Origin of the sequence: Sulfitobacter sp. R18_1 (genome assembly GCF_017743915.1) — a bacterium.
GTDB classification, from domain to species: domain Bacteria; phylum Pseudomonadota; class Alphaproteobacteria; order Rhodobacterales; family Rhodobacteraceae; genus Sulfitobacter; species Sulfitobacter faviae.
The window spans coordinates 65,251-87,216 of sequence record NZ_JAGHRG010000015.1; the positions used below are offsets into that span (position 1 = coordinate 65,251).

The 21,966-nt window shown below is 58.4% G+C and carries 22 protein-coding genes and 1 pseudogene; 18 read left to right on the plus strand and 5 right to left on the minus strand.

Annotation, left to right across the window (positions count from 1 at the left end; all coding sequences use genetic code 11):
- Nucleotides 1-161: 161 nt before the first annotated feature.
- Genes J7392_RS22455 through ccmI form a run of 4 tightly spaced genes read left to right on the plus strand, consistent with a single transcriptional unit; the run spans nt 162 to nt 4,352 of the window.
- Complete coding sequence (locus J7392_RS22455; protein WP_043847210.1) at nt 162-2,162, plus strand: heme lyase CcmF/NrfE family subunit; 2,001 nt, start codon at nt 162-164, stop codon at nt 2,160-2,162.
- 2 nt (nt 2,163-2,164) lie between these two features.
- The gene (locus tag J7392_RS22460) at nt 2,165-2,731 is read left to right on the plus strand and encodes a DsbE family thiol:disulfide interchange protein (protein WP_009824474.1); all 567 of its coding nucleotides are present in this window, start codon (nt 2,165-2,167) and stop codon (nt 2,729-2,731) included.
- A complete protein-coding gene (locus J7392_RS22465) occupies nt 2,728-3,198 on the plus strand; it encodes a cytochrome c-type biogenesis protein (protein WP_209219497.1) in 471 nt (156 codons plus the stop codon). The genes J7392_RS22460 and J7392_RS22465 overlap by 4 nt, the downstream gene beginning before the upstream one ends.
- A complete protein-coding gene (gene ccmI / locus J7392_RS22470) occupies nt 3,195-4,352 on the plus strand; it encodes a c-type cytochrome biogenesis protein CcmI (protein ID WP_209219498.1) in 1,158 nt (385 codons plus the stop codon). The genes J7392_RS22465 and ccmI overlap by 4 nt, the downstream gene beginning before the upstream one ends.
- Before the next feature lie 280 nt (nt 4,353-4,632).
- Here the strand turns inward: ccmI and J7392_RS22475 are convergent, their stop codons facing one another.
- The 3 genes from J7392_RS22475 to J7392_RS22485 all read right to left on the minus strand — a co-directional run bounded on the left by J7392_RS22475 (nt 4,633) and on the right by J7392_RS22485 (nt 6,151).
- On the minus strand, nt 4,633-4,944 hold the full coding sequence (locus J7392_RS22475) for a DUF2933 domain-containing protein (RefSeq protein WP_209219499.1): 312 nt from the start codon (nt 4,942-4,944) through the stop codon (nt 4,633-4,635).
- Between the two features lie 120 nt (nt 4,945-5,064).
- On the minus strand, nt 5,065-5,607 hold the full coding sequence (locus J7392_RS22480; protein ID WP_209219500.1) for a hypothetical protein: 543 nt from the start codon (nt 5,605-5,607) through the stop codon (nt 5,065-5,067).
- Between the two features lie 97 nt (nt 5,608-5,704).
- On the minus strand, nt 5,705-6,151 hold the full coding sequence (locus J7392_RS22485; RefSeq protein ID WP_005619190.1) for a DUF411 domain-containing protein: 447 nt from the start codon (nt 6,149-6,151) through the stop codon (nt 5,705-5,707).
- A 143-nt stretch (nt 6,152-6,294) separates the two neighbouring features.
- On the opposite strand from J7392_RS22485, the gene J7392_RS22490 reads away from it, so the two are divergent.
- The 10 genes from J7392_RS22490 to J7392_RS22535 all read left to right on the plus strand — a co-directional run bounded on the left by J7392_RS22490 (nt 6,295) and on the right by J7392_RS22535 (nt 14,338).
- The gene (locus J7392_RS22490) at nt 6,295-7,014 is read left to right on the plus strand and encodes a response regulator (protein ID WP_209219501.1); all 720 of its coding nucleotides are present in this window, start codon (nt 6,295-6,297) and stop codon (nt 7,012-7,014) included.
- Nucleotides 7,011-8,453: an ATP-binding protein gene (locus J7392_RS22495; RefSeq protein ID WP_209219502.1), complete on the plus strand. Its 1,443-nt coding sequence runs from the start codon at nt 7,011-7,013 to the stop codon at nt 8,451-8,453. Before J7392_RS22490 ends, J7392_RS22495 begins: the two co-directional genes overlap by 4 nt.
- Nucleotides 8,454-8,470: 17 nt before the next feature.
- Nucleotides 8,471-9,064, plus strand: a complete 594-nt coding sequence (locus J7392_RS22500) for a L,D-transpeptidase (RefSeq protein ID WP_209219503.1) — start codon at nt 8,471-8,473, stop codon at nt 9,062-9,064.
- 128 nt (nt 9,065-9,192) lie between these two features.
- Entirely contained in the window at nt 9,193-9,765 is a 573-nt protein-coding gene (locus J7392_RS22505; protein ID WP_209219504.1) for a L,D-transpeptidase, read from the plus strand.
- Entirely contained in the window at nt 9,765-10,223 is a 459-nt protein-coding gene (locus J7392_RS22510; protein WP_005619178.1) for a cytochrome c, read from the plus strand. The genes J7392_RS22505 and J7392_RS22510 overlap by 1 nt, the downstream gene beginning before the upstream one ends.
- 5 nt (nt 10,224-10,228) lie before the next feature.
- Nucleotides 10,229-10,828: a cytochrome c gene (locus tag J7392_RS22515; protein ID WP_009824484.1), complete on the plus strand. Its 600-nt coding sequence runs from the start codon at nt 10,229-10,231 to the stop codon at nt 10,826-10,828.
- Between the two features lie 4 nt (nt 10,829-10,832).
- Nucleotides 10,833-11,723: a cytochrome c gene (locus J7392_RS22520; RefSeq protein WP_009824485.1), complete on the plus strand. Its 891-nt coding sequence runs from the start codon at nt 10,833-10,835 to the stop codon at nt 11,721-11,723.
- Nucleotides 11,724-11,739: 16 nt separating this feature from the next.
- Nucleotides 11,740-13,128 carry a multicopper oxidase family protein gene (locus tag J7392_RS22525; protein ID WP_209219505.1) on the plus strand — a complete coding sequence of 463 codons (1,389 nt, stop codon included), beginning with the start codon at nt 11,740-11,742 and terminating at the stop codon, nt 13,126-13,128.
- Nucleotides 13,125-13,619, plus strand: a complete 495-nt coding sequence (locus tag J7392_RS22530; RefSeq protein WP_005619169.1) for a cytochrome c — start codon at nt 13,125-13,127, stop codon at nt 13,617-13,619. The genes J7392_RS22525 and J7392_RS22530 overlap by 4 nt, the downstream gene beginning before the upstream one ends.
- On the plus strand, nt 13,619-14,338 hold the full coding sequence (locus J7392_RS22535) for a DsbA family protein (protein ID WP_050686574.1): 720 nt from the start codon (nt 13,619-13,621) through the stop codon (nt 14,336-14,338). Before J7392_RS22530 ends, J7392_RS22535 begins: the two co-directional genes overlap by 1 nt.
- A gap of 8 nt (nt 14,339-14,346) precedes the next feature.
- Here the strand turns inward: J7392_RS22535 and J7392_RS22540 are convergent, their stop codons facing one another.
- A complete protein-coding gene (locus J7392_RS22540) occupies nt 14,347-14,541 on the minus strand; it encodes a heavy-metal-associated domain-containing protein (protein ID WP_043847225.1) in 195 nt (64 codons plus the stop codon).
- Nucleotides 14,542-14,687: 146 nt separating this feature from the next.
- On the opposite strand from J7392_RS22540, the gene J7392_RS22545 reads away from it, so the two are divergent.
- From J7392_RS22545 to J7392_RS22560, 4 genes and pseudogenes are all read left to right on the plus strand, one after another.
- Nucleotides 14,688-17,198 carry a heavy metal translocating P-type ATPase gene (locus J7392_RS22545; RefSeq protein ID WP_043847201.1) on the plus strand — a complete coding sequence of 837 codons (2,511 nt, stop codon included), beginning with the start codon at nt 14,688-14,690 and terminating at the stop codon, nt 17,196-17,198.
- A gap of 9 nt (nt 17,199-17,207) precedes the next feature.
- Nucleotides 17,208-17,597, plus strand: a complete 390-nt coding sequence (cueR, locus tag J7392_RS22550) for a Cu(I)-responsive transcriptional regulator (protein WP_005619161.1) — start codon at nt 17,208-17,210, stop codon at nt 17,595-17,597.
- A 119-nt stretch (nt 17,598-17,716) separates the two neighbouring features.
- Complete coding sequence (locus tag J7392_RS22555) at nt 17,717-18,667, plus strand: DUF305 domain-containing protein (protein ID WP_050686576.1); 951 nt, start codon at nt 17,717-17,719, stop codon at nt 18,665-18,667.
- Nucleotides 18,668-18,687: 20 nt separating this feature from the next.
- Nucleotides 18,688-19,456 (plus strand): annotated as a pseudogene (locus J7392_RS22560) (MauE/DoxX family redox-associated membrane protein).
- A gap of 2 nt (nt 19,457-19,458) precedes the next feature.
- Here the strand turns inward: J7392_RS22560 and J7392_RS22565 are convergent.
- Nucleotides 19,459-21,552 carry a protein-disulfide reductase DsbD domain-containing protein gene (locus J7392_RS22565; RefSeq protein ID WP_247744729.1) on the minus strand — a complete coding sequence of 698 codons (2,094 nt, stop codon included), beginning with the start codon at nt 21,550-21,552 and terminating at the stop codon, nt 19,459-19,461.
- Nucleotides 21,553-21,966 lie beyond the last annotated feature (414 nt).

The window sequence follows — 21,966 nt, forward strand, 5'->3', positions numbered from 1 at the left end:
GCGTTATAGCGCTTTGATTAAAGGCCAAGCGCGGGCCGTTTTGTAATCATTTGTCACAGCATCCTGTTACAAACGGTGACAAAGCAACCACTCACAGTTCGCCGGACGATTTGCTAGACAGACGTCGATCCAGTGAATTCATTGAAGAGGCTGATGATCCTTTGACACCTGAAATCGGTCATTTCGCGCTGGCACTGGCCTTGGCCATGGCGCTTGTTCAAAGTGTGCTGCCCATCCTCGGTGCGGGGCGCGGAAACATCCTGTGGATGCAGTCTGCCAGATGGTCCTCGTTCGGTCAGGTTTTCTTTGTCGGCATCGCGTTTCTGGCGCTGATGCAAGCCTTCGTCACAAGCGACTTCACGGTCAAGAACGTGGTGGAGAATTCCAATTCACTCAAACCGATGCTGTTCAAGGTGGCAGGCACCTGGGGCAGTCACGAAGGATCCCTGTTGCTGTGGACCCTTATCCTGACGGTGTTTGGTGCGGCGGTCGCCCTCTTCGGATCGAACATTCCTCTGTCGCTGAAGGCAAGAACGCTGTCGGTGCAGGCCTGGATCAGTGTCGGTTTCCTGACTTTCATGCTGCTGACGTCCAATCCCTTCGACCGCGTTTTCCCTCCGGCAGACGACGGTCAGGACCTCAACCCATTATTGCAGGATGTCGGTCTCGCCATGCACCCGCCGCTTCTCTACTTCGGGTATGTCGGGTTCTCGATTGTCTTTTCGTTCGCGGTTGCCGCCCTGATCGAAGGGCGGGTGGACGCGGCCTGGGCACGGTGGGTACGTCCGTGGACGCTGGCTGCCTGGATGAGCCTGACCGCAGGCATCGCGCTGGGATCCTGGTGGGCCTATTATGAGCTTGGCTGGGGCGGCTGGTGGTTCTGGGATCCCGTTGAGAACGTCAGTTTCATGCCATGGCTGATGGGCACGGCACTGCTGCATTCCGCAATCGTGACGGAGAAACGGGATGCGTTCAAAAGCTGGACAATCCTTCTGGCGATCCTGACTTTTTCCCTATCGCTCTTGGGCACGTTCATTGTCCGATCGGGCCTGCTGACCTCTGTGCATGCATTCGCGGTCGACCCGGAAAGGGGACTTTATATCCTTGGATTGCTGGCCGTTTCGATCGGCGGTTCCCTTGCTCTGTTTGCCTGGCGCGCGCCGACAATGGAGCCCGGCGGCCTGTTTAAGCCGATCAGCCGGGAAGCGGGGCTATTGGTGAACAACCTGCTGCTGGCCACGGCCACCGGCATTGTGCTGTTCGGCACCTTGTACCCGCTCTTCTACGAAGCCGCGACGGGCGGTGAAAAACTGTCGGTGGGGCCGCCCTTCTTCAATGCGTCCTTTATTCCCGTGATGCTGCCGCTCGTCTTTGCGATGGGGCTGGGGCCTTACCTGTCCTGGAAACGTGCCGATCTGGCGGGCGTTCTGCAGCGGTTGCGTTTCGTGGTCGTTCTGGCCGTGCTCGCGACATTGGTGACCTGGTATCTCGCCGAGGGCGGTCCGGTGTTGGGGTATCTGTCGCTGATGCTTGCATTCTGGCTGTTTTTCTCAACCCTGCGGGAATGGGCGATGCGCATAAAGCTGTTTGAGGCACCGTTCCCGGAATCGGTGCGCCGTGCACGCAACCTGCCCAGATCCTCTCATGGGATGACACTGGCTCATGCGGGGCTCGCGATGGCGATGTTCGGATTTATCGGCTCGACGGTCTGGAAATCCGAGGAAATCATCTTTGTCCGGCCCGGTACAGAGGTCAGCATTGGTGGGTTCGATGTCACCTTTGAGGGGGCCGAACGTGTGCGTGGGCCAAATTACTTCGCGGATCGTGGCACGCTTCGTGTGGCCCGGGAGGGGAACTATGTCACCGATCTCTTCCCGGAGCGGCGTACCTATCCGGTCGCGCAAACCACCACCACAGAGAGCGCCATCAGATCGACAATGGCCGGTGATCTCTATGCGTCCATCGCAAATCCGGCCGCCGAGGACGAGAGCACGCAAGGGGCTTGGACCCTGCGCATCCTGTATGAACCTCTGGTCAACTTTATCTGGATCGGATCGGCGATGCTTGTGCTTGGTGGGGGTCTTTCGCTGTCTGACCGGCGGTTGCGCGTCGGGGCACCCCGTCGCAAGGCGACAGCGCCCGCAGCACTTCCTGCGGAGTAGGCATGGGACGTATACTGGCATTCATTCCGCTGGCAATCGCGGCCATTTTCGGGGGGTTTTTTCTGTGGGGCTTGAACCCGGACCGGGACCCGAACAACATTCCTTCGGTTCTGATCTCGCAGCCGGCACCCGAATTCGATCTGGCCGCTGTCGACGGGTTGGAGACGCCAGGGCTTTCCCGCGCCGATCTGGTCGGGAACCCGCGACCGGTCATCGTGAACGTGTTTGCCTCGTGGTGCGTGCCCTGCCGGGCCGAACACGGGGTTCTGACCCAGATGGTCGAAAAGGACGGGCTGACGTTGTTCGGGATCAATTACAAGGACAAGCCGGAGGATGCGACTAAATGGCTTGCTGAGCTTGGCAATCCCTACGAAAGGATCGGGTCTGATCTGAGCGGCAGAGTGGGGATTGAATGGGGCCTTTCGGGCGTACCTGAAACATTCATTGTCGGCTCTGACGGGACGGTGTTGTTCAGATATGTCGGCCCCGTCGTGGGCGAAACGGCGATTTCCACATTCAGGGAAGCATTGATCCAGGCTGGCGCGTTAGCAAGGGGCCAGAACGGATGAGGTATATCGCATTTGCTTTCATCCTGCTGCTTCCGGTGACGGCCTTGGCGGTCGAGCCAGACGAGATGTTGCAGGATCCTGTACTGGAGCAACGCGCCCGTGAAATATCACGGGAACTGCGCTGCGTTGTCTGCCAGAATCAGGACATCGACAGCTCCAACGCCGGGGTTGCGCGGGACCTGCGCATACTGGTGCGCGAAAGGCTTGTTGCCGGTGACAGCGACAAGGAGGTCATCGCGTACATCCACGCCCGGTATGGCGATTATGTCCTGATGCGCCCGCCCCTGAATCGCGCCACTCTCGCGCTCTGGATGGCGCCCTTCGTGTTTGCGCTTGTTTCGCTGCTTGTCGGCTGGACCGTCATTTCGAGAAGCCGGCGCAGGGCTGCCGCAACGGGATTTTCCGATGACGAAAAAGCGGAAATTGCGCGTTTCATTGAAGAGAACGCTTCAAAGGACGGTTCATGATCTGGTTGGTTTTCGCCCTGTTATCTGTTGTCGGTCTACTTTTCATGGGCCTGCCGCTGCGCCATCGGTCCTCGCAGGCACCGGTCCCGGCTGACACGTCGGATGCGGTCCTCATGGACCAGTTGGATGAGGTTCGGCGAGACCTTGAGCGCGGTGTCATTTCCGACGCCGAGGCCACGGCGGCGGAGCAGGAGATCAAGAAGCGGATCCTCGTGCAGTCGCGCCGGTCTGTTCTGTCAGACGGGAAACCGACGGCAGGGGGCCGCTTGATGGTCGTTCTGAGCGCAGTGTTCGTGCCGGTTTTCGCTTTCGGATATTACTCCGCAATGGGCTCGCCAGAGATCCCCGGTGTTGCCTTTGCCGAACGAGCCGCTGAACGGCAGGACGCGGCGGAAATCGCCGATCTGACAGATCGTCTGTATGTCCGGCTCAAATCGGACCCTCAGGGGGGTGCCTCGGAAGGCTGGATGCTGCTGGGTCAAACCTATTCGAAAATGGGCCGTTTTGCTGATGCTGCCGATGCCTATCAGGTTGTCGCGCAACGACCGGAGGCCGATTCCGCCGTGTTCTCCATGTTGGCCGAGGTTCTGATCTACGCGGAGCAAGGTGTGGTGACAGCTGAAGCGGACTCCGTAATTGATCGGGCTTACGAACTGGATCCTTCCAATCCCGGTGCTGCCTTTTTCAAGGCAGTCTCGCTGGAGCAGAAGGGCGATGGCGCACAGGCTCATGAAACGCTGGTGGCCCGGCTGGACGATGCAGAGGGGTTTTTCCCCTGGATGGAAAGCTTTGTTGGCGAAGCCAACCGGATTGGCGCGAAGATCGGCAAGGCTCCAATCTCGCTGGCCGACTATGCCCCGGGGGTCAGTGCGCCCGGCCCGACACAGGAAGACATCGAAAACGCGCAGGACATGAGTGTGGAGGAACGACAGGATTTCATCCGGTCGATGGTCGAACGGCTGGCCACGCGGCTGGAAGATGAACCTGACGATCTTGATGGATGGATGCGGCTTGGCAATGCCTATTCGGTTCTGGGCGATACCGCGCCGGCAGTCACGGCCTTTGAACGCGCTGAAATCCTGTTGTCGGTGGTACCGATAGATGATCCGCGTCGCCAGGCCGTGCAAAGCGCGTTGGAACGGTTGCGCCCTTAGTGGCGCGGGCGGCTATCGCAGTGCTGGTGAATGTGCGGCAGGGTCAAGGTTCGATGCTTAATCGAAAGCCCACCCGGTCCGGCCATCGTCGCAGACTATTTCGTGGGCAGTTCCTTCAGACTGACCGACCAAGCGACATCCTACGGGAAGCATGACGTCGTGTGCCGCATCCCGTGTCACGGAAGGGGGCTCAAGTGGGCAAAGCTTGCCCGAGGCCGGCTGGGCACAACCGCCGAGGGCCAGAATACTTGCAATCGGAATTCCGATTGTCAGCCGCGTTCTAGCGGGCGCGTACCAGTTCTCGTTCGGGAGCTTGGCCATCTTCAAATTCTGCATCCACAGTCGCCTCGTTCGCCTGTTCAACTTTTGACCCGTGACACGACTTCCCCATCATCCTGTGCATGACGACATGCGCGCCAAGACAAAGTGCGAGCGGCGCAAAAAGGCCGACGTTGCCCCACAGACCCGCGATCGTGCCGCCTGCAATAAAGAACGCGGCAACCGGCAGAAACATGACGGCACAACACGACATCATCCCATATTGCATCAGTTTCGATGACCCTGCAGATTTTTCATTTTGAGTTTCAGACATGTCGCACTCCTGTAGATGCTCGGGCTTTTCTTGCGACGTTCCAGTCAGGTAAGGTCAAGCGTACATTCCGATACAATTGATCAGATAACAGTCAGCGAGCATTCTACTGGGATGGCCCCCTCAGGTTGCCAGACCTAACGCGTAGGACAGGACTGTGACGAGGAGGATCGGGGTCAGGCTGAACAGCAAGGTCATGCTCATTGTCCTGAACATGGTAGGCTTCGATGCTTCGCCAGAAGGTTCTGTCAGAACCCCCAGAAGCGCGATGAAGGTGCCGGGCGCGAGAGCGTAGAGATATACGCCCGAGATGTTCCCAAACATGAACGACCGTTCGAGCGTTGGTCCGACAACGCTCAACGCTGTTGCACGGCTGCCGTTGAACGAGCCGAACAGATCGGCCGACATCACATAGACGGCAATGTGAACCCCAATGAATGCGACACTCCGCAGCAGGCCATCTAAAACCAGGTAAACGATCGGCCGATGCCGGTACTGTTTCAGCGCGACCGATGCGGAAACGAACCCCAAGTAATTCACGAGGAAAACGACCACAAACCCATTGGTCAAGACCTGCCGGAGGAAGCGCGAGAGCGCGGTCCCATTCGTCAGCAGCAGCGTCGCAAAACCAGGCGTTACGAGGATGTAGACAAGCAGGAACGGCAATATGCTTGCCAAGCTCAGAACGGATACGTTCCAACAAAATCTGCCGAATGGTAAGGACGGAGAAAAACTTTGTCGGAACGTATCGCGGGCAAACATGTCAGCCGTGGGTTGCGAAGACTTGCGTCGACCCGTCCATCAGTACCAGCAGCACATCATAGGGATCACCCTGGGGGCCCATGCCGGGCGAACCCATGGGCATCCCCGGTGCTGTCAGCCCGCGCGCGACAGGCTTTTCGCTCAGCAACCGCTCGATGTCAGCCGCCGGCACGTGACCCTCAACGAAGTATCCGCCCACGGACGTCGTGTGACATCCTGCCAGTTCTGGCGCGATGCCGTGTTTCTGCTTCAGAACCTGAAGCGTGTCGTAATCCACGTCCTCGACCGATGCCTTGAAACCGGCAGAGATCATCTCATTTACCCAAGCGCCGCAGCAGCCGCAGGTCGGTGTCTTTGTCACCTGCAACGTCGGTGCGGCGGTTTGCGACAAAGCAGGCCCGGCCAGGACCATGCTGAGTGCCGTAAGGCCAAATTCACGTCTGTTCATTTAAAACTCCTCGATGTTCTGCCTTAACTCGATGTTCTGCCTTAAATAGTTGCTCGTTATCCCGGAGTCGACTACCCGCCCTGTTACATTTGGCTACAAACACGGGATGGGCGTCCCTTGGTGAAAATGACTATGTTGGCGGCATGAGCGATCTGCCACGCATCTTGGTCGTCGATGACCATTCCGAGATCCGGAAATCCGTCACCAGTTATCTGGAACGCAACGGCATGCGTGCTTCAGCGGCGGAAAATGCAGTAGAGATGGACGCAAGGCTCGCGGAAGCGCGGTTCGATCTGATTGTTCTCGATGTCATGATGCCGGGGGAAGACGGACTTTCTGCGTGCAGGCGATTGCGCAAGGAAGGGCACACCCCTATCCTGATGCTGACCGCATTGGGTGACGACGAAGACCGCATCGCTGGTCTCGATGGCGGGGCGGACGATTATCTCGCCAAGCCGTTCAATCCCCGGGAACTGGTGGCGCGGATCAACGCGATATTGCGTCGGACGCAGATGATCCCAAAACCGGATGATTTTGCAGGAAAAACGTTGAAGTTTGCACACCTAAAGCTGGATTTCGATGGCCGTACACTGATTGACGAAGGCGGTTCGCGCACGCAACTTACATCCGGTGAACTCAAACTCCTGACCCTGTTCCTGCAAAGGCCAAGGACGGTCATTGGCCGCGACGAACTTCTCAAACTCAGCACTCGCAGGGTCGCCGGTCCATTGGACCGAACCATCGACAATCAGGTGAGCCGGTTGCGCCGGAAGATGGAAGAGGACGTTTTGCGCCCGAAGATCATCGCGACTGTCCGGCATGGGGGATATAGTCTTTCCTGCGATGTCGAGATTTGCGAATGAAGCTGCTTCCGCGGACGTTGCGTACACAGATTGCCCTTCTGGTCCTCGGAGTCTTGATCCTCGCACAAGCTCTGAGTCTCTGGTTTTTCGTTGATGAACGCTCTTTGGCCGTTCAGGCCGCAATCGGTGCCGAAGCCGCCGGACGCGCCGCAAATGTCGCACAGTTGATTGAAGGCGCACCCCCGGAATTGCATGCCCAGATCGTCCGCGCTGCAACGTCTCCGCTCGTACGGTTCGACCTGACAGACGAGCCATCGGTCGCACACGGACAACACGATGACGGTGGGGCGGTCGAAGCGCGGATACGGGCACTGCTTCAGGAAAGCTACAGCCGGGATATTCGGGTTGAGGTTCATGAAATTGAAGGAGGTCTCCTGCCCCTTCCAAACCTGTCCCCGGAAATGGCGCAAATGCATACCGAAATGATGCAGGGCAGCCTTGCGGCCATTGAGATGGAGCTGTCCATTGCGTTGTCCGGTGGGAATTGGCTCAACATCGAGACGCGGTTCGAACGGCCGCCTCTGCAATGGTCGCTGGCGACCAACATATCCTTTGCACTGACTGCGGGCCTTCTGCTGGTTGCAAGTTTCTGGTTTCTTCTGTCCCGACTGACCGGACCACTCAACGATCTCGCGACTGCGTCCGAACGTCTGGGCCGCGGCGCCGCTTCGGGCGATTTGCCGGTCGTTGGGCCAACAGAAGTTCAGGACCTGACCCGTGCGTTCAACATCATGCAGGATCGCCTGACGCGATTTGTCAGTGACCGGACCCAGATGCTTGCGGCGCTTGCGCATGATCTGCGCTCGCCTTTGACGGCGCTCAGGGTGCGGGCCGAAATGGTGGATGAGGAAGACACGCGCACGTCCCTGGTTGCGTCAAGCGAAGAGATGCAGCGGATGGTTGATGCAACACTCGATTTCGCCAAGGGTGTCGGACAGCATGAAGAGGTCCAATCGGTTGATCTGCACGAACTGATCACCGGTATGGGCTTGGACAAGGTTCAGGTGACCAACCAGGGTCCGCTGATCGTATCCGTGAAACCAAGCGCGATGGGGCGCGCCCTGCGAAACCTGATTGAGAACGCGATCCGCTACGGGAATGAGGCCAGGGTTTCGTGGCAACGCATGGGCAGTGACGTAGTGGTCACCATCGACGATCAGGGGCCCGGTATTCCCGACAATCAGCTGGAGGCTGTTTTCGGACCCTATGTCAGGCTCGAGACGTCGCGATCACAGGATACCGGCGGTCATGGCCTAGGGCTGTCGATTGCGCGCAGCATCATCCTTGAGCACGGTGGTTCGATCAATCTGAAAAACCGCACTGATGGGGGTTTGCGGGCAGAAATCACGCTGCCCGTCAAACAAAGCGCCGAGCCAGCCCCGAAAGAGGAAGGCTCGCCACATATGGCGCGGGTTGTTCGTCACCTCAAACCCGACTAGTTTAGTGAGACAAGTATATGAAACGAAGATATTTTCTGACTTCTGTTGCAGCTCTTTTGGTGAGCGGAAAAACAGCATTCGCGCATAGTGACGCAGAGCACGACCGGCGCGTCGGGTCATCTATGGTGCCCCCAGAGCAGTTGCCCCGCGAGGTTCCGTTCACCGAGGCAGACAAGCCGGGAGAAATACATGTCGATCCGAACCAGTTCGCTTTATTTTGGACTTTGCCGAACAATCGGGCAATCAGGTATACCGTCGGAATTGGTCGGGAGGGGCTCTATGAATCCGGCGAGTTCTATGTCGCGCGCAAGCAAAAGTGGCCGCGGTGGACGCCCACACCCGCCATGATTGCCAGAGATCCTGACCGATATCTTCGTTTTGCGGGCGGTGTGCCCGGTGGGCTGAACAATCCACTCGGCGCCCGCGCCTTGTATCTTTACCAGCCAGGGCGTGGGGACACCTACCTGAGAATTCACGGCACAACGGATCCGACGACGATTGGTCAACGTGTCTCGAACGGCTGTGCAAGGCTTACCAATAATCAGATCATCGAGCTTTATGAGAAGGTCCCGCTCGACACGCGTGTTGTCCTGAAGCCCATCGAGGTTTGAGGCAGCAGCGCGAGGACGTGCCCGTTGGCCGCGATACATATCGTTACATAAAACCGGCCCCCGGACTGTTCATAAAATGCGACGGCGCGGCTAGTCTGACGGGCAAGCAGACAACAATATGAGGCCATATGATGACCCGCAAGCGAACAGGTCTATCGCGTCGTGCATTCACGGCAGGTGCTGCATCGGCAGCTTTCGCAGCCCCTTCCATTTTGCGTGCACAGGTGGATCAAACCGGTCTCCGAAGAAACATTTCGTCGTTTCGCACTCATGCATGGCAGGATAGCTTTGACGCGTTGGGCAAGGGCATCATCATCGCGGATACCACCACCCGCGTGATGCAACATTGGACATCTGATGGCGAAATGCGCATTTATCCGACATCGGTTCCCTTGTCTGACGAGCTGACAAAGCGCGGCTACACGACAGTCACGTTCAAGGACCCCGAACCTGACTGGACCCCTACACCCTCCATGCGCGAACGTGACCCGTCTTTGCCAGCCTATATGCCGCCCGGGCCGGATAACCCGTTGGGCGTCCGTGCCCTGCACCTGAGTTGGACGTACTACAGGATTCACGGCACCCATGATACGCGCAAGATCGGAAGACGCTCTTCAAGCGGGTGTATCGGTCTCTACAACGAGCAAATCATCGAGGTGTTCGAAAGGACACCGGTCGGCACGCAGGTACGATTAATCTGATGTCGAAGTCCGGCATCCTGATTGCGGCGTTTTTTGTCGTCGGTGGCGCGGTTGTGATCTGGCAGCAATTGCAGCCATCGTCTTCGATGCCCGGCCACACAATGACAACGCCTGATCTTTCGCAGACGGAAGAGGGCGCGCCGATTGCAGACGTGGTTGTGCCTGCTGAATTCTCAGCAAATGCCCAATTGGGAAAGCGTGTTTTCGATGGCGCTTGCGCCGCTTGTCACGGTGCGAATGCTGCCGGACAGAATGGCGTGGCACCGCCGCTTGTCCACAAGATCTATGAACCGAGCCATCACGGTGACGCCGCTTTTTTGCTTGCCGCGAAACAAGGTGTCAGAGCGCACCATTGGAAGTTTGGCAATATGCCGCCAGTTGAAGGCGTCACGCCCGGCGATGTGAAGATGGTTGTTGCATATGTGCGGGAACTTCAGCGCGCCAACGGGATCAATTGACAGGAATGACCAACTTGAACATGAAGATATGGATTACTGCCATTGCGATCGGGACGACCGGCGTTGCTGCCTTGGCGCATTCCGGAGCAACCGGCGTGGTGCTGGAGCGGATGCAGGGCATGTCCGCGATGGCCAAAACACTCAAGACGCTATCACCCATGATGCGGGGTCAGGTACCTTATGACGCCGATGTCGTCCGCAGGGAAGCTGGCGCGATGATCGGCCATGCCGGTGAGCAAATGACGCGACTGTTTCCTGAAGGCTCGGGTGGCGGAGTGTCCAAGGCGTTGCCGTCGGTCTGGGAAAACAGCGAAGAGTTCGCGGCCCTTGCGCAAGAGTTGAGAACAGCCGCCGAAGGATTGAAGTTGAGCGCAGGCAATGGGTTGGCCGCAGCACAGGGCAACGGTAGCGAATCAATGATGGGCGGCGCCACTGACGGGATGATGGGTGGCGGGTCCGCGCCTGCAATGGGAGGGGGCATGATGGGATCGGACCTTCCCATGACGACCGAGATGTTTGCGGACATGCCGACCGACCGTGCGTTCGCGATGGTCGCCCAGACCTGTTCGGCCTGCCACCAGAAGTTCCGCAAAGAGGACAAGTGATCAGATGCGGTGGTGGCGTTGGATCATCGGTGCGGGGGTCGTCGGCGGCATCGGCGTTGTCGCGGCAACGATAGCCTGGCCGATCGGTGCGCCAGTCTCGGACCTGACCCTGCAAGGCGATGCCCAGCGGGGGTCGTATCTGGCGCGCGCCAGTGGATGCATTGCGTGCCACACCAACTTTGAAGCTGGCGGGGCGCCATTGGCAGGAGGAGCGCCGCTCCGGACCGATTTCGGGACATTCTATCCGCCAAATCTGACCACCGATGTCGAATTCGGGATTGGCGGCTGGACAGTAGAAGAGTTTGCAAAAGCGGTAAGGCAGGGAATTTCCCCGGACGGAGACCCCTATTATCCCACCTTCACCTACCCGTTTTATGCAAATTACACGGATCAGGACATTGCCGATCTGTGGGCCGCGTTCCAGACCGTGCCAGCCGTGAATGTGCCGACCCCGTCCCATGAGGTGCCTTTTCCGTTCGATCAGCGATGGGGGATGAAACTTTGGCGGGCGGCTTTTCTGACAAAGCCTGACACCGCACCAGAGGCGGACCGAAGCGATGCTTGGAACAGGGGCAAGCTGCTGGTCAACGGGGCGGCACATTGTGCTGCCTGCCACACAACGCGGAACTTTGCAGGCGCACGCATAGTATCGAAGAGGTTTTCCGGCAACGACGCCTTGCCGGGAGGTGGCAAAGCACCTTCGATCCGGACGCGCGATCTTGTGTCCGAAGGCTGGACAACAGACGATATGGCTTATGCATTGCGATCTGGCATAACGCCGTCTGGCGACGTATTTGGTGGATCAATGGCCGAAGTCGTGCGCTATGGCACGGGCTTTCTGAGCGACGCAGACCTGAATGCGATGGCCACCTACCTGCTGGACAACAAATCATAATCTTGGGAACCCACGAATGATCACGCTCAATCGCCGCCAATTTCTGGCAACATCTGCTGCGTTCAGTGGTCTGTCGGCCAGCACTGGATTTGCGGGCACGCCATTCGCGACCCTGACAGCCCAGCAAAGCGACGTGCAGCTGCTGCCCGGCAACTATGGCAAGACATCGCTTTGGTGCTTTGACGGCGGCTCACCCGGTCCGGAGATTCGCGTGGCGCAGGGGGGGCGTGTCCAGCGCAGATTGGTCAACCGGTTTTCTCAGGGAACGTCGACGCATTGGCACGGCATCCGCATCGACAATGCGATGGATGGCGTTTCCGGCCTGACACAGGATGTGGTCCAGCCGGAGGAAACATTCGACTATGACTTTACTGTCCCGGATGCCGGGACCTATTGGTACCATGCCCATAATAGGTCGTTTGAGCAGGTGGGCAGAGGGCTTTACGGTGCACTGATCGTGGAAGAGGCCGAGCCTCTCGACATTGATCGCGAGGAAGTCCTGATCCTGGATGATTGGCTTATTGCCCCCCAAACCGCGCAGATCAAAGACGACTTCGGAGCGCCTCATGATCTCAGCCACGCAGGGCGCATCGGCAACCTGCTGACGACCAATGGAACCTTCAATCTGGGCCTGAGTGCACGCAAGAACGAAAGACTGCGCTTGCGGCTGATCAATGCTGCCAATGCGCGCAATTTCCAACTGGGGCTGGAAGGCCTTGACGGTTGGGCGGTTGCTTTGGACGGCATGCCCCTGGCTGCACCCATTAAGGTGACGGAGCCGATGATCCTCGCTCCGGCTCAACGGATCGACCTGATCGTCGATGTGGTCGCGGATGTTGGTGAAACGGCTCATATTCTTCAGTTCGGCCGGGAAGAGGCCTTCAGCCAGGTTACATTCGAGGTCGTTGAGTGGGGCTCGAAAAATCGTCGAGACGCGCCTTTGGCCTTGCCGCCGAACGACCACAGGATGGTCGACTTGAGTGAAGCCACGATGCTCAGCCTGAGTATGGAAGGCGGTGCCATGGGGCGGATGAGGTCCGCTTCCCTTGGGGGCGAACTCAAGCCGATCGGCGAGATCGTCGAGGCCGGGTATTTCTGGTCGTTCAACGGCAAAGTGGACGGGATCAACGGTGATCCCCTTGCGCGGCTGGACCGCGGCCAGAATGTACGATTGAAGATCGTGAACGACACGGCGTTTCCGCATGCGATGCACCTGCATGGCATTCACTTCCACGAGGTCGCCGAAAACGGCACCCTCGGACCGCTGCGTGACACGACCCTTCTTGAACGGGGTCAGACGCGCGAGATTGCCTTTGTGGCGGACAACCCGGGCCAATGGCTGCTACATTGCCACATGCTGTCGCATGCGGCTTCGGGCATGATGACCAAGATCGTCGTTGGATGACCCCGCGATCCGTCTATCTTGCGTTGGGCGTAGTTACCGTTGCGGTGGCTACCATATTCCTGTGGACCCGGTCCGGCGGAACCGACCATACGGCGGAAAACCTCATCAACTCCTCAGCCGATGTGGCCGCGGGCGAAGTCCTCTATGCCGAAAATTGCGCCGCGTGCCATGGCGCAAATCTGGAAGGTGAAGAAAACTGGCGCAGTCCGCGTGATGACGGAAGCCTGCCCGCACCGCCGCATGATGCAAGCGGCCACACTTGGCACCACGCGGACAGCATGCTGTTCGCCTACACCAAGCTGGGGGGCGCCGAGGTTCTCGCGGCGCAAGGCGTTGACTTCAACAGCGGCATGCCCGGTTTCGGCGACCAACTGAGCGACGGGGAAATCTGGGACATCCTCGCATACATCAAGTCAACATGGCCGGAGCGTGAACGCGCCACGCAAGCCGAGCGCACGGCCCAGGATATTGCCTCACAAGGAGACGGATAATGAAAAGATTCTTGGCTACCACCGCACTGTTAATGCTTCCGATCGCTGCGATTGCAGACGGCATGGACGAAGACCGGATCAAGGAACTGGTGCTGGAAGCCATCCGCGAGAATCCGGGCATCGTGTTCGAGGCCGCGCAGTTGTTCGAACAGCAACAGCAGGCGTTGCAGGCGCAAGCCGCAGCGCAGGTTTTCGATACGGAAAAAGCCACGCTTGAAAATGATCCCAATGCGCCCGTTCTGGGCAATCCGGATGGCGATGTCACGGTTGTCGAATTCTTCGACTACAACTGCCCCTATTGCCGCCGGGTTAAACCTGAAATGGAGGCCCTGCTCGCTGCTGATCCCAACGTCAGGGTCGTTTACCGGGAATGGCCCATTCTGGGGGACGGGTCGGTTTTTGCCGCCCGCGCGGCGCTGGCGTCCCGAAACCAGGGCAAATATGAAGAGTTTCATTGGGCCATGATGCAACTGAAGGAACGCGCAGAGGAAGCATCGATTCTCCGCACTGCGGAAGACATCGGCCTCGATGTTGCACAGTTGCGTCGCGACATGAACGGACCGGAAATCGAAGAACACATACAGACTTCCATGCGGCTTGCGCAATCTCTGGGGTTCAGTGGCACACCTTCATTTGTGATCGGCGACAGTCTTGCGCCGGGCCTGATCCAGGCGGACCAGATGATCGAGCTTGTCGATCAGGCACGGGCCGCCGAATAAGGACAATCCTACGCGGCTGAAGCGTCGTAGCCAGCGTCAGCGATGGCTTGCCGCACGGTCGCCTGTTCCAATGTGCTTTGGACAGTGACAAGGCGAAGGTCCAGATCGGCCGTGACAACGGCTGATGGATCCTTTGCCTTGATGCCGCTTTCTATAGCGGATGTGCAGTGTCCACAGCTCATTTTCGGGACGGAAAAAATCATGAAGGCCTCCATTTTTGGTACAACCTCAGACTTGGTCGTTCCATCGGGAGGAAGGTCAAGCAAATATCAAAAAAAATTAGATACTCTCTTGAGCTTCCAGCAACTGGAAGCCCTATATCAGGGTAAGTTCAACCGAGGAGGCCCTCATGACCGACCCCAATACGATACGTCTATCCGTTTCCGGCATGAACTGTGCGTCTTGTGTGGGCAGGGTTGAGAAGGCTTTGAACGAGGTTCCGGGCCTTTCGAACGTCAGTGTCAACCTTGTGAACGAAACGGCTCAATTTCAGATGGATAATCCGGCCACCACGGGCGTGGCGGTCACGGCCCTCTCGAACGCCGGATACCCGGCACGGACGGGGCGCGTAACATTGAACGTAGACGCCATGTCCTGCGCGTCCTGTGTCGGTCGGGTTGAAAAGGCGCTTGTACGGACACCCGGCGTATTGAATGCGGCGGTCAATCTGGCAACCGAAACGGCTGTGGTAGAGTATCTGCCAGATGCCATCACCCCGGAAAAGATTGCCCGGATCAGTACGGAGGCGGGGTACCCGGCCGAGATTGCGCAGAGCGATGCGCACGAGGACCGATCGGACCGCAAGGCAGAAGAAGCCGACGCGCTGGCGCGCCGTGTCATCCTTGCCGCGATCCTGACCGTGCCGGTGTTCGTTCTGGAAATGGGAAAACATACCATACCCGGCTTTGAGGGCCTGATTGAGAGCACAATCGGCATTCAAACGTCATGGCTGATCCAATTCGCGCTTGCCACGGTGGTTCTTTTCGGACCGGGTTGGGGGTTCTTTGCGAAGGGCATTCCGGCGTTGATCAAGCGTGCCCCGGATATGAACAGCCTTGTCGCACTGGGAACCGGGGCGGCGTGGACTTATTCCGTAGTCGCGACCTTCCTGCCTCAGGTGCTGCCTGACGGTGTGCGCGCCGTCTATTTCGAAGCAGCGGCGGTTATTGTCGTTCTGATCTTGTTGGGTCGCTGGCTTGAAGCGCGGGCCAAGGGCAAGACCGGTGCAGCCATTCAGGCCCTTCTTGGTCTGCAGGCAAAGACAGCCAGGGTCCTGCGTGACGGGCAGGCGACCGAGGTTGACATCAAGGAACTGCGGATCGGCGATCAGATCCTCGTGCGTCCCGGTGAAAGGCTGCCTGTCGATGGCGAGGTCACAGAAGGATCAAGCAACGTCGATGAAAGCATGATCACCGGTGAACCCCTCGCCGTGCCAAAGGCTGCTGGCGAACCGGTGACCGGCGGCACGGTGAACGGCACCGGGAGCCTGACCATAACGGCGACGCGAGTCGGGGCGGATACCACGCTGGCGCAGATTATCCGCATGGTCGAAGATGCTCAGGGGGCCAAGCTGCCGATCCAAGGCCTAGTGGATCGCGTGACCATGTGGTTCGTGCCTGCCGTTCTGGTTCTGGCGCTTGCGACTGTGGTTGTCTGGCTGCTGGTCGGTCCCGATCCGGCTCTGACCTTTGCGCTTGTGGCGGGTGTCTCCGTTCTGATCATTGCGTGCCCCTGCGCCATGGGGTTGGCCACGCCCACCTCGATCATGGTGGGGACAGGACGCGCGGCTGAGATGGGGGTGTTCTTCCGCAAGGGAGATGCGCTGCAACATCTGGATGAAGTTGGCGTTGTCGCATTGGACAAGACCGGGACGGTCACGCAAGGGCAACCCAGTTTGACAGACCTCATCACGGCCGACGGCTTTGACCGGGCAGAGACACTCGCCCTCATCGCATCTGTCGAGGCGCAGTCTGAGCACCCGGTGGCAGAGGCCATTGTGCAGTCCGCAAAGAGCGAAGGCCTGTCCTGGCCCGATGCGACGGAATTCCGGTCCGTGACCGGCTACGGTGTCGAGGCGCTTGTCCAGGGCCGCAAGGTTCATGTCGGTGCGGATCGCTTCATGGTGCAGCAGGGCATTGACACCAGCCCGCTGGAAGACCGCGAAAGGGCCTTGGCCGAAAAGGGACGCACCGCGCTTTATGCTGCGGTGGACGGATCCCTGGCGGCCGTGATTGCCGTGGCAGACCCGGTCAAATCCTCCAGCGCCGAAGTGATCGCAGCTCTGCATGATCGAGGGATCAAGGTCGCGATGATCACCGGAGACAAGAAGGCCACGGCAGATGCCATCGCCCGCGAGGTCGGGATCGACCATGTCATTGCAGGGGTGTTGCCGGATGGAAAAGTCGCCGCCCTGGACGAATTGCGGCAAGGGAACAGCAAGATCGCCTTTGTCGGAGACGGCATCAACGACGCGCCAGCGCTGGCCCATGCCGATGTCGGCATCGCCATCGGAACCGGCACGGATGTCGCAATCGAAAGCGCCGACGTGGTGTTGATGTCGGGCGACCTGCGCGGCGTGGTGAATGCCATCGACGTGTCGCGCAAGACCATGCGCAACATACGGCAGAACCTTATCTGGGCCTTTGGCTATAACGTCGCGCTGATCCCTGTGGCGGCGGGCGCGCTTTACCCGGCCTTTGGATTGCTCCTGTCGCCGGTGTTTGCCGCCGGGGCCATGGCGCTGTCCTCCGTGTCGGTTCTGACCAACGCGCTGCGGCTGCGACGGATCAAGGCGACGATGTCGGAACAGGATCCGCCCCACGACGCGGAGACGAAATTCGCAACGCAGCCCGCAGAATAGGAGACAGGTGTGAACATCGGAGAAGTATCAGAACGCGCGGGTTTGCCAGCGAAGACAATCCGCTACTACGAAGACATCGGCCTTGTCCGGCCTTTGCGCAGCGACAACGGCTATCGCGCCTTTCGCGACAGCGACATCCACAAGCTCGCATTTCTCGGTCGCGCCAGGACGTTCGGGTTCTCGATCGAAGACTGCCGCACGCTGCTTGATCTCTATGAAGATGAGACGCGGGAAAGTGCACAGGTCAAGGCTGTCGCTCAAGAGCATCTGGCCGCCGTTGACGAAAAAATCGCCCAGCTCAAGTCGATGCGAGAGACCCTGGCTCACCTCGTTGACGCCTGCCAGGGCGATCACCGCCCCGATTGTCCAATCCTGAAAGATCTGGCCAAAGACCCGTAACGCACGATGCCTGGGCCAGACATTTATGGGGTTTCATGCCGTTTCGATATATCGTCTTGAAACCCTCCAGCGCTGGAATGTTGTTCCTCCACAAATAGAATCCATGATGGAGAGATCAGATGTCTGAAGATGCGATCGGGAAATCTCGTGGCGGGTCCGACACCCGTTCAAGTGAAGGTGCAGCACATTCGGGAGGCCATTCAGGTTCATCCTATGGCCGGTTTCTGGCGATGGTCGGCACATCGACTGCGATCATGTTCGGCCTGATGTACATCAACTCGTACTCCTTCGAACATGTCTACTGGAGCGAAACCCGATTTTACATGACGTTCATCATGGGCGCGACGATGGCGACCGTGATGCTCCTTTTCATGTTGAACATGTACAAGAACAAGGGCGTCAACGCCGCGATCATTCTCGGGTCTGTCGTGATGTTCGCCGGCGCGCTCTGGCTCGTGAGAAGCCAGGAGACCATTCAGGACGAAAGCTGGATGAGCGCGATGATTCCGCACCACTCCATTGCGATCATGACAAGCGAACGGGCCGAGCTGACAGATCCAAGGGTCGAGGCGCTGGCTTCGGAAATTGTGACGGCGCAAAACCGCGAAATTTCCGAAATGCGTTTCCTCATAGATGACATTGAGGCAAATGGCGAAGCCGGTCCTGAATGGCCACTTGGTGAAGCGGACGGTCCGGCTGAAATGGAGGGGCTTCAAGAAGCGATTGCAACCCCGGTGATTGCCGGAATCCGTCCTGCACCGCTCAAAGCCGAAGAAATAACACGCGCACTGGGGTCCGACGGACAATGCCGTTTCATTCGCGCCGTGAACGCCGATCCCATTCTGGTCACGGACGGGGCGGGGAACGGCGTCGCCAAGATATCCGGATCGCTGGTCAACTTCACGTCGCAAGACACAGTGACGTCCGGTGGCGTCCTGTCTGCCGATGGTGGCCAATTCACGCTGGCGCCGGGTGACGCGGACGGTGAAGACGCCACCCTGCTGTTTGAATTGACGGGAGAGACGCCTCTGACTGTCGGATTTACCGGGTATTGGACCTGCAACGGTTAAAGGATTTAAAGGAACGCGTCATGACGAGAGAGGCAAAATCCACCCCGAAGACGGCGGTTTTGTACCGAATGGTGATGGAGGAGCATGTTTGTCCCTATGGGCTGAAAATCGAAGGACCTGCTTGAGCGGGAGGGGTATTCGATTGAGGACCGGCCTCTGAACACCCGCGAGGAAACGGATGCTTTCATGGAAGAACACGGTGTCGAAACGACTCCGCAGACCTTTATCGGCAATGAAAGAATTGGTGGCTATGACGCGCTGAGGGAATTTTTCGGCCAGGACGTAAAGGATGACGACGAGACGACTTATCAACCCGTCATTGCGATATTCGCGGTCGCATTCCTTATGGCGCTTGGTCTCAGTTGGGCGTTTTACGGTTCGATCCTGACGCTGCGGGCATTCGAGTGGTTCATCGCGATCTCGATGAGCTTTCTTGCTGTTCAAAAACTGCAGGACGTCGAGACGTTTTCCACGATGTTTCTGAACTACGATCTGCTTGCCCAGAAATGGGTGCGCTATGGGTATGTCTATCCCTTCGGCGAAGCACTTGCCGGTATTCTCATGGTCGCCGGTGCCTTGGTCTGGATCAGCGCGCCTGTTGCACTGTTCATCGGTACGGTCGGAGCGGCTTCAGTTTTCAAGGCCGTCTACATCGATAAGCGCGAGATCAAGTGCGCCTGCGTGGGCGGCGGTTCAAACGTGCCGCTGGGTTTCGTGTCCCTGACCGAAAACCTGATGATGATATTCATGGGCGTCTGGATGTCGGCGCGTGCGATGGGCCTCTTTTAGGCCTAACCATCCGTTTTCAAAGCGGTCACAGGGTCGCCAAGTGCAGCCCTGCTCAGCGCGTCGAGAACGGCTTCGGACGTCAGAACCTCGGACAGGATGATCCCGTCTGGCGCGTTTGGCCCGTAGACGATGTTGAACGGGATGCCAAACCTGTTGTGGCTTTCCAGATACCGGGAAATGTCAGTGCTGGGCCTAGTCCAGTCTGCCCGCATCGCAACGACATTATCACCCCGCAGTTGGTCGACCACGGGCGCACGGTCCAGCACCAGCGTCTTGTTGGCCTTGCACGTCAGGCACCAGTCTGCGGTCACGTCGACAAAGACGGTTTTTCCCTGCGACACCAGTTTCGGTATCTCGGAGCGATCGAACGCGACCCAGTCCTGGCCCACCGCTCTCGTCTGCGGCGGGATTGTCAGCGCCGTCGGCACCAGAAGGCTGAGAACAGCAACCACCACCAGCGCTGTCGGGCGCGTCAATCTGCCCGGCAAACGTATTGTTGCGAGAAGAATGAAAAGGCTCGTCATAAGCAGCACGGTCATGGCCACCCGGCCACCCGCCACCCCTATCAGTACCCAGAGCAGCCAGATCGCGGTCCCGGCCAGAAGACCGGCAAGCACCCATTTGACGACAACCATCCAACGTCCCGGGCTGGGCAACAACCGGACCAGACCAGGCTTCCCCGTCAGAACCAGATAGGGCAGGGAGAGCCCAAGCCCCAGAGCCGTGAAAACGAGAATGACATCAATCGGGCGCCCGGACAGGGCAAAGGCAACCGCTGTCCCCAAAAACGGGGCCGAGCAGGGCGTGGCCAGCACCGCCGCGAAGGCGCCTGTTGCAAAATCTCCGCCATACCCGTCGCGACCGCTTGATCTGGCCAGCCGTGACTGCAACCCGGAGGGCAATGAAACTTCGAACACCCCGAACAGATTGGCAGAGAACACGGCAAGCACCAGAAACATGACGGTCAGGAAAACAGGGCTTTGGAATTGCAGGCCCCACCCAACGGTGACGCCGACGGATTGCAGAACCAGAATGATTGCGGCGAGGGCCCACATGAACACCAGAACGCCAAGCGCCGACATCAGGAACCCATTCCGGACCTCGTGCGCTGGCTTGTTTCCATGATTGAGAACCGATGTCAGCTTGATGGACAGGACAGGCAGAACACAGGGCATGACATTCAGGATCAGACCGCCAAGAAAGGCAAAGGCCGCAATCGCCAGGATTTGCGTCAGATCCGGCAGGTTCGCCATAACCTCGAATGGTGCACCCGGGATGCGGTCTGACCAAGCGGGCTGCGCTGTCACCGCGCGTGATCCATCGGTCAAAGTCAGTTGCAGGGGCGGCGGATCCTCCCCTTGCGCGAGAAGAGGCAGCTTGGCCCAAAGGGCTGTTCCCGCATCATCGGTTCGGATGTCCGGTTTGCCAAAGGTGAATTCCGGCCCCAGTTCCGGAAAGATATCCGGCTTCACAAAGGCATTCGCACTGCGCGCCGTCACATAAAGCGCATCATCCGCGATCACCGCCGTTTCGACAATGATGTCGCTCTCTTCGGGACCAAGCGGCACCCGCTGGGCATACTCCGAAATCAGGCCCGCCGCCTTCGCGTCAATCCCGGTGCCCGCCGGAATTGTCAGTGCGAGATCGAAATCATGCGGCACACAGACAGTCGAGCACGCCAGCAATGAAACACGCGCCTGCAATGTTGCGGACTGGCCCGCAGTTTCGAGAACTGCCTGAATGGGCAGGACGACACGGGTCTTGTAGCCAAAATTCTCGATGCCGAATGCCGTGAAGCGCTCAGGCGCGGGCCAGAGCATCTGTGCGCTCACCAGATTTTCCGATCCATCCCATGAAATTTCAGGCGGCAGACCCACCTCGCCGGGCGAACGCCAATAGGCTTTCCAGCCCTCGGCCAGCTCGACATCCAGGCCAAGGGAAAGGGTTCTGGAGGTTTCCGCGACCCCATTTTCAACGGAGATGAGCCGGGCCGTGATTGTTGAATTCTCGTAGGTATCGCTCGATGCAGCAAAGCCCATGGAGGCCCAAAGGCAAGCCATGAGAAGGAAGAATAGGCGCAACGTGGTTCGCATCATCTTTTGGCTCGCTTCCACCCTTGTCCCGAGATCGAAATCCGAAGCACCTCTATGGCTGCATCTCCCGGTTGGTCAACTTTACAAACGGATACAATGTCGTTTGTGAAGCCATCCCGCTGCGAGAATAACGCGACGAAGTCCGCGTTCGTAGCAGGAAGGCCAATAGAAGCTTTTTTCTTCATTGAACATTTCAATCGCAACCGCGGCCTCCAACCTTCCAGCGCTGGAAATTGAAACCAAATGCGGATGACTTAGTTGAACGCTTAGCAATTGAGAGAAGGAAGAAGAGGTGTTGTCACATTAACGGTCCTGAGGTTGCTGGTTCATTGATCTGGGCGTAGGCGGTGTCGATGCAGACACAAAAGATCAGCTACAAACGCCACCGGTTTCCGCCTCAGATCATCGCTCATATTG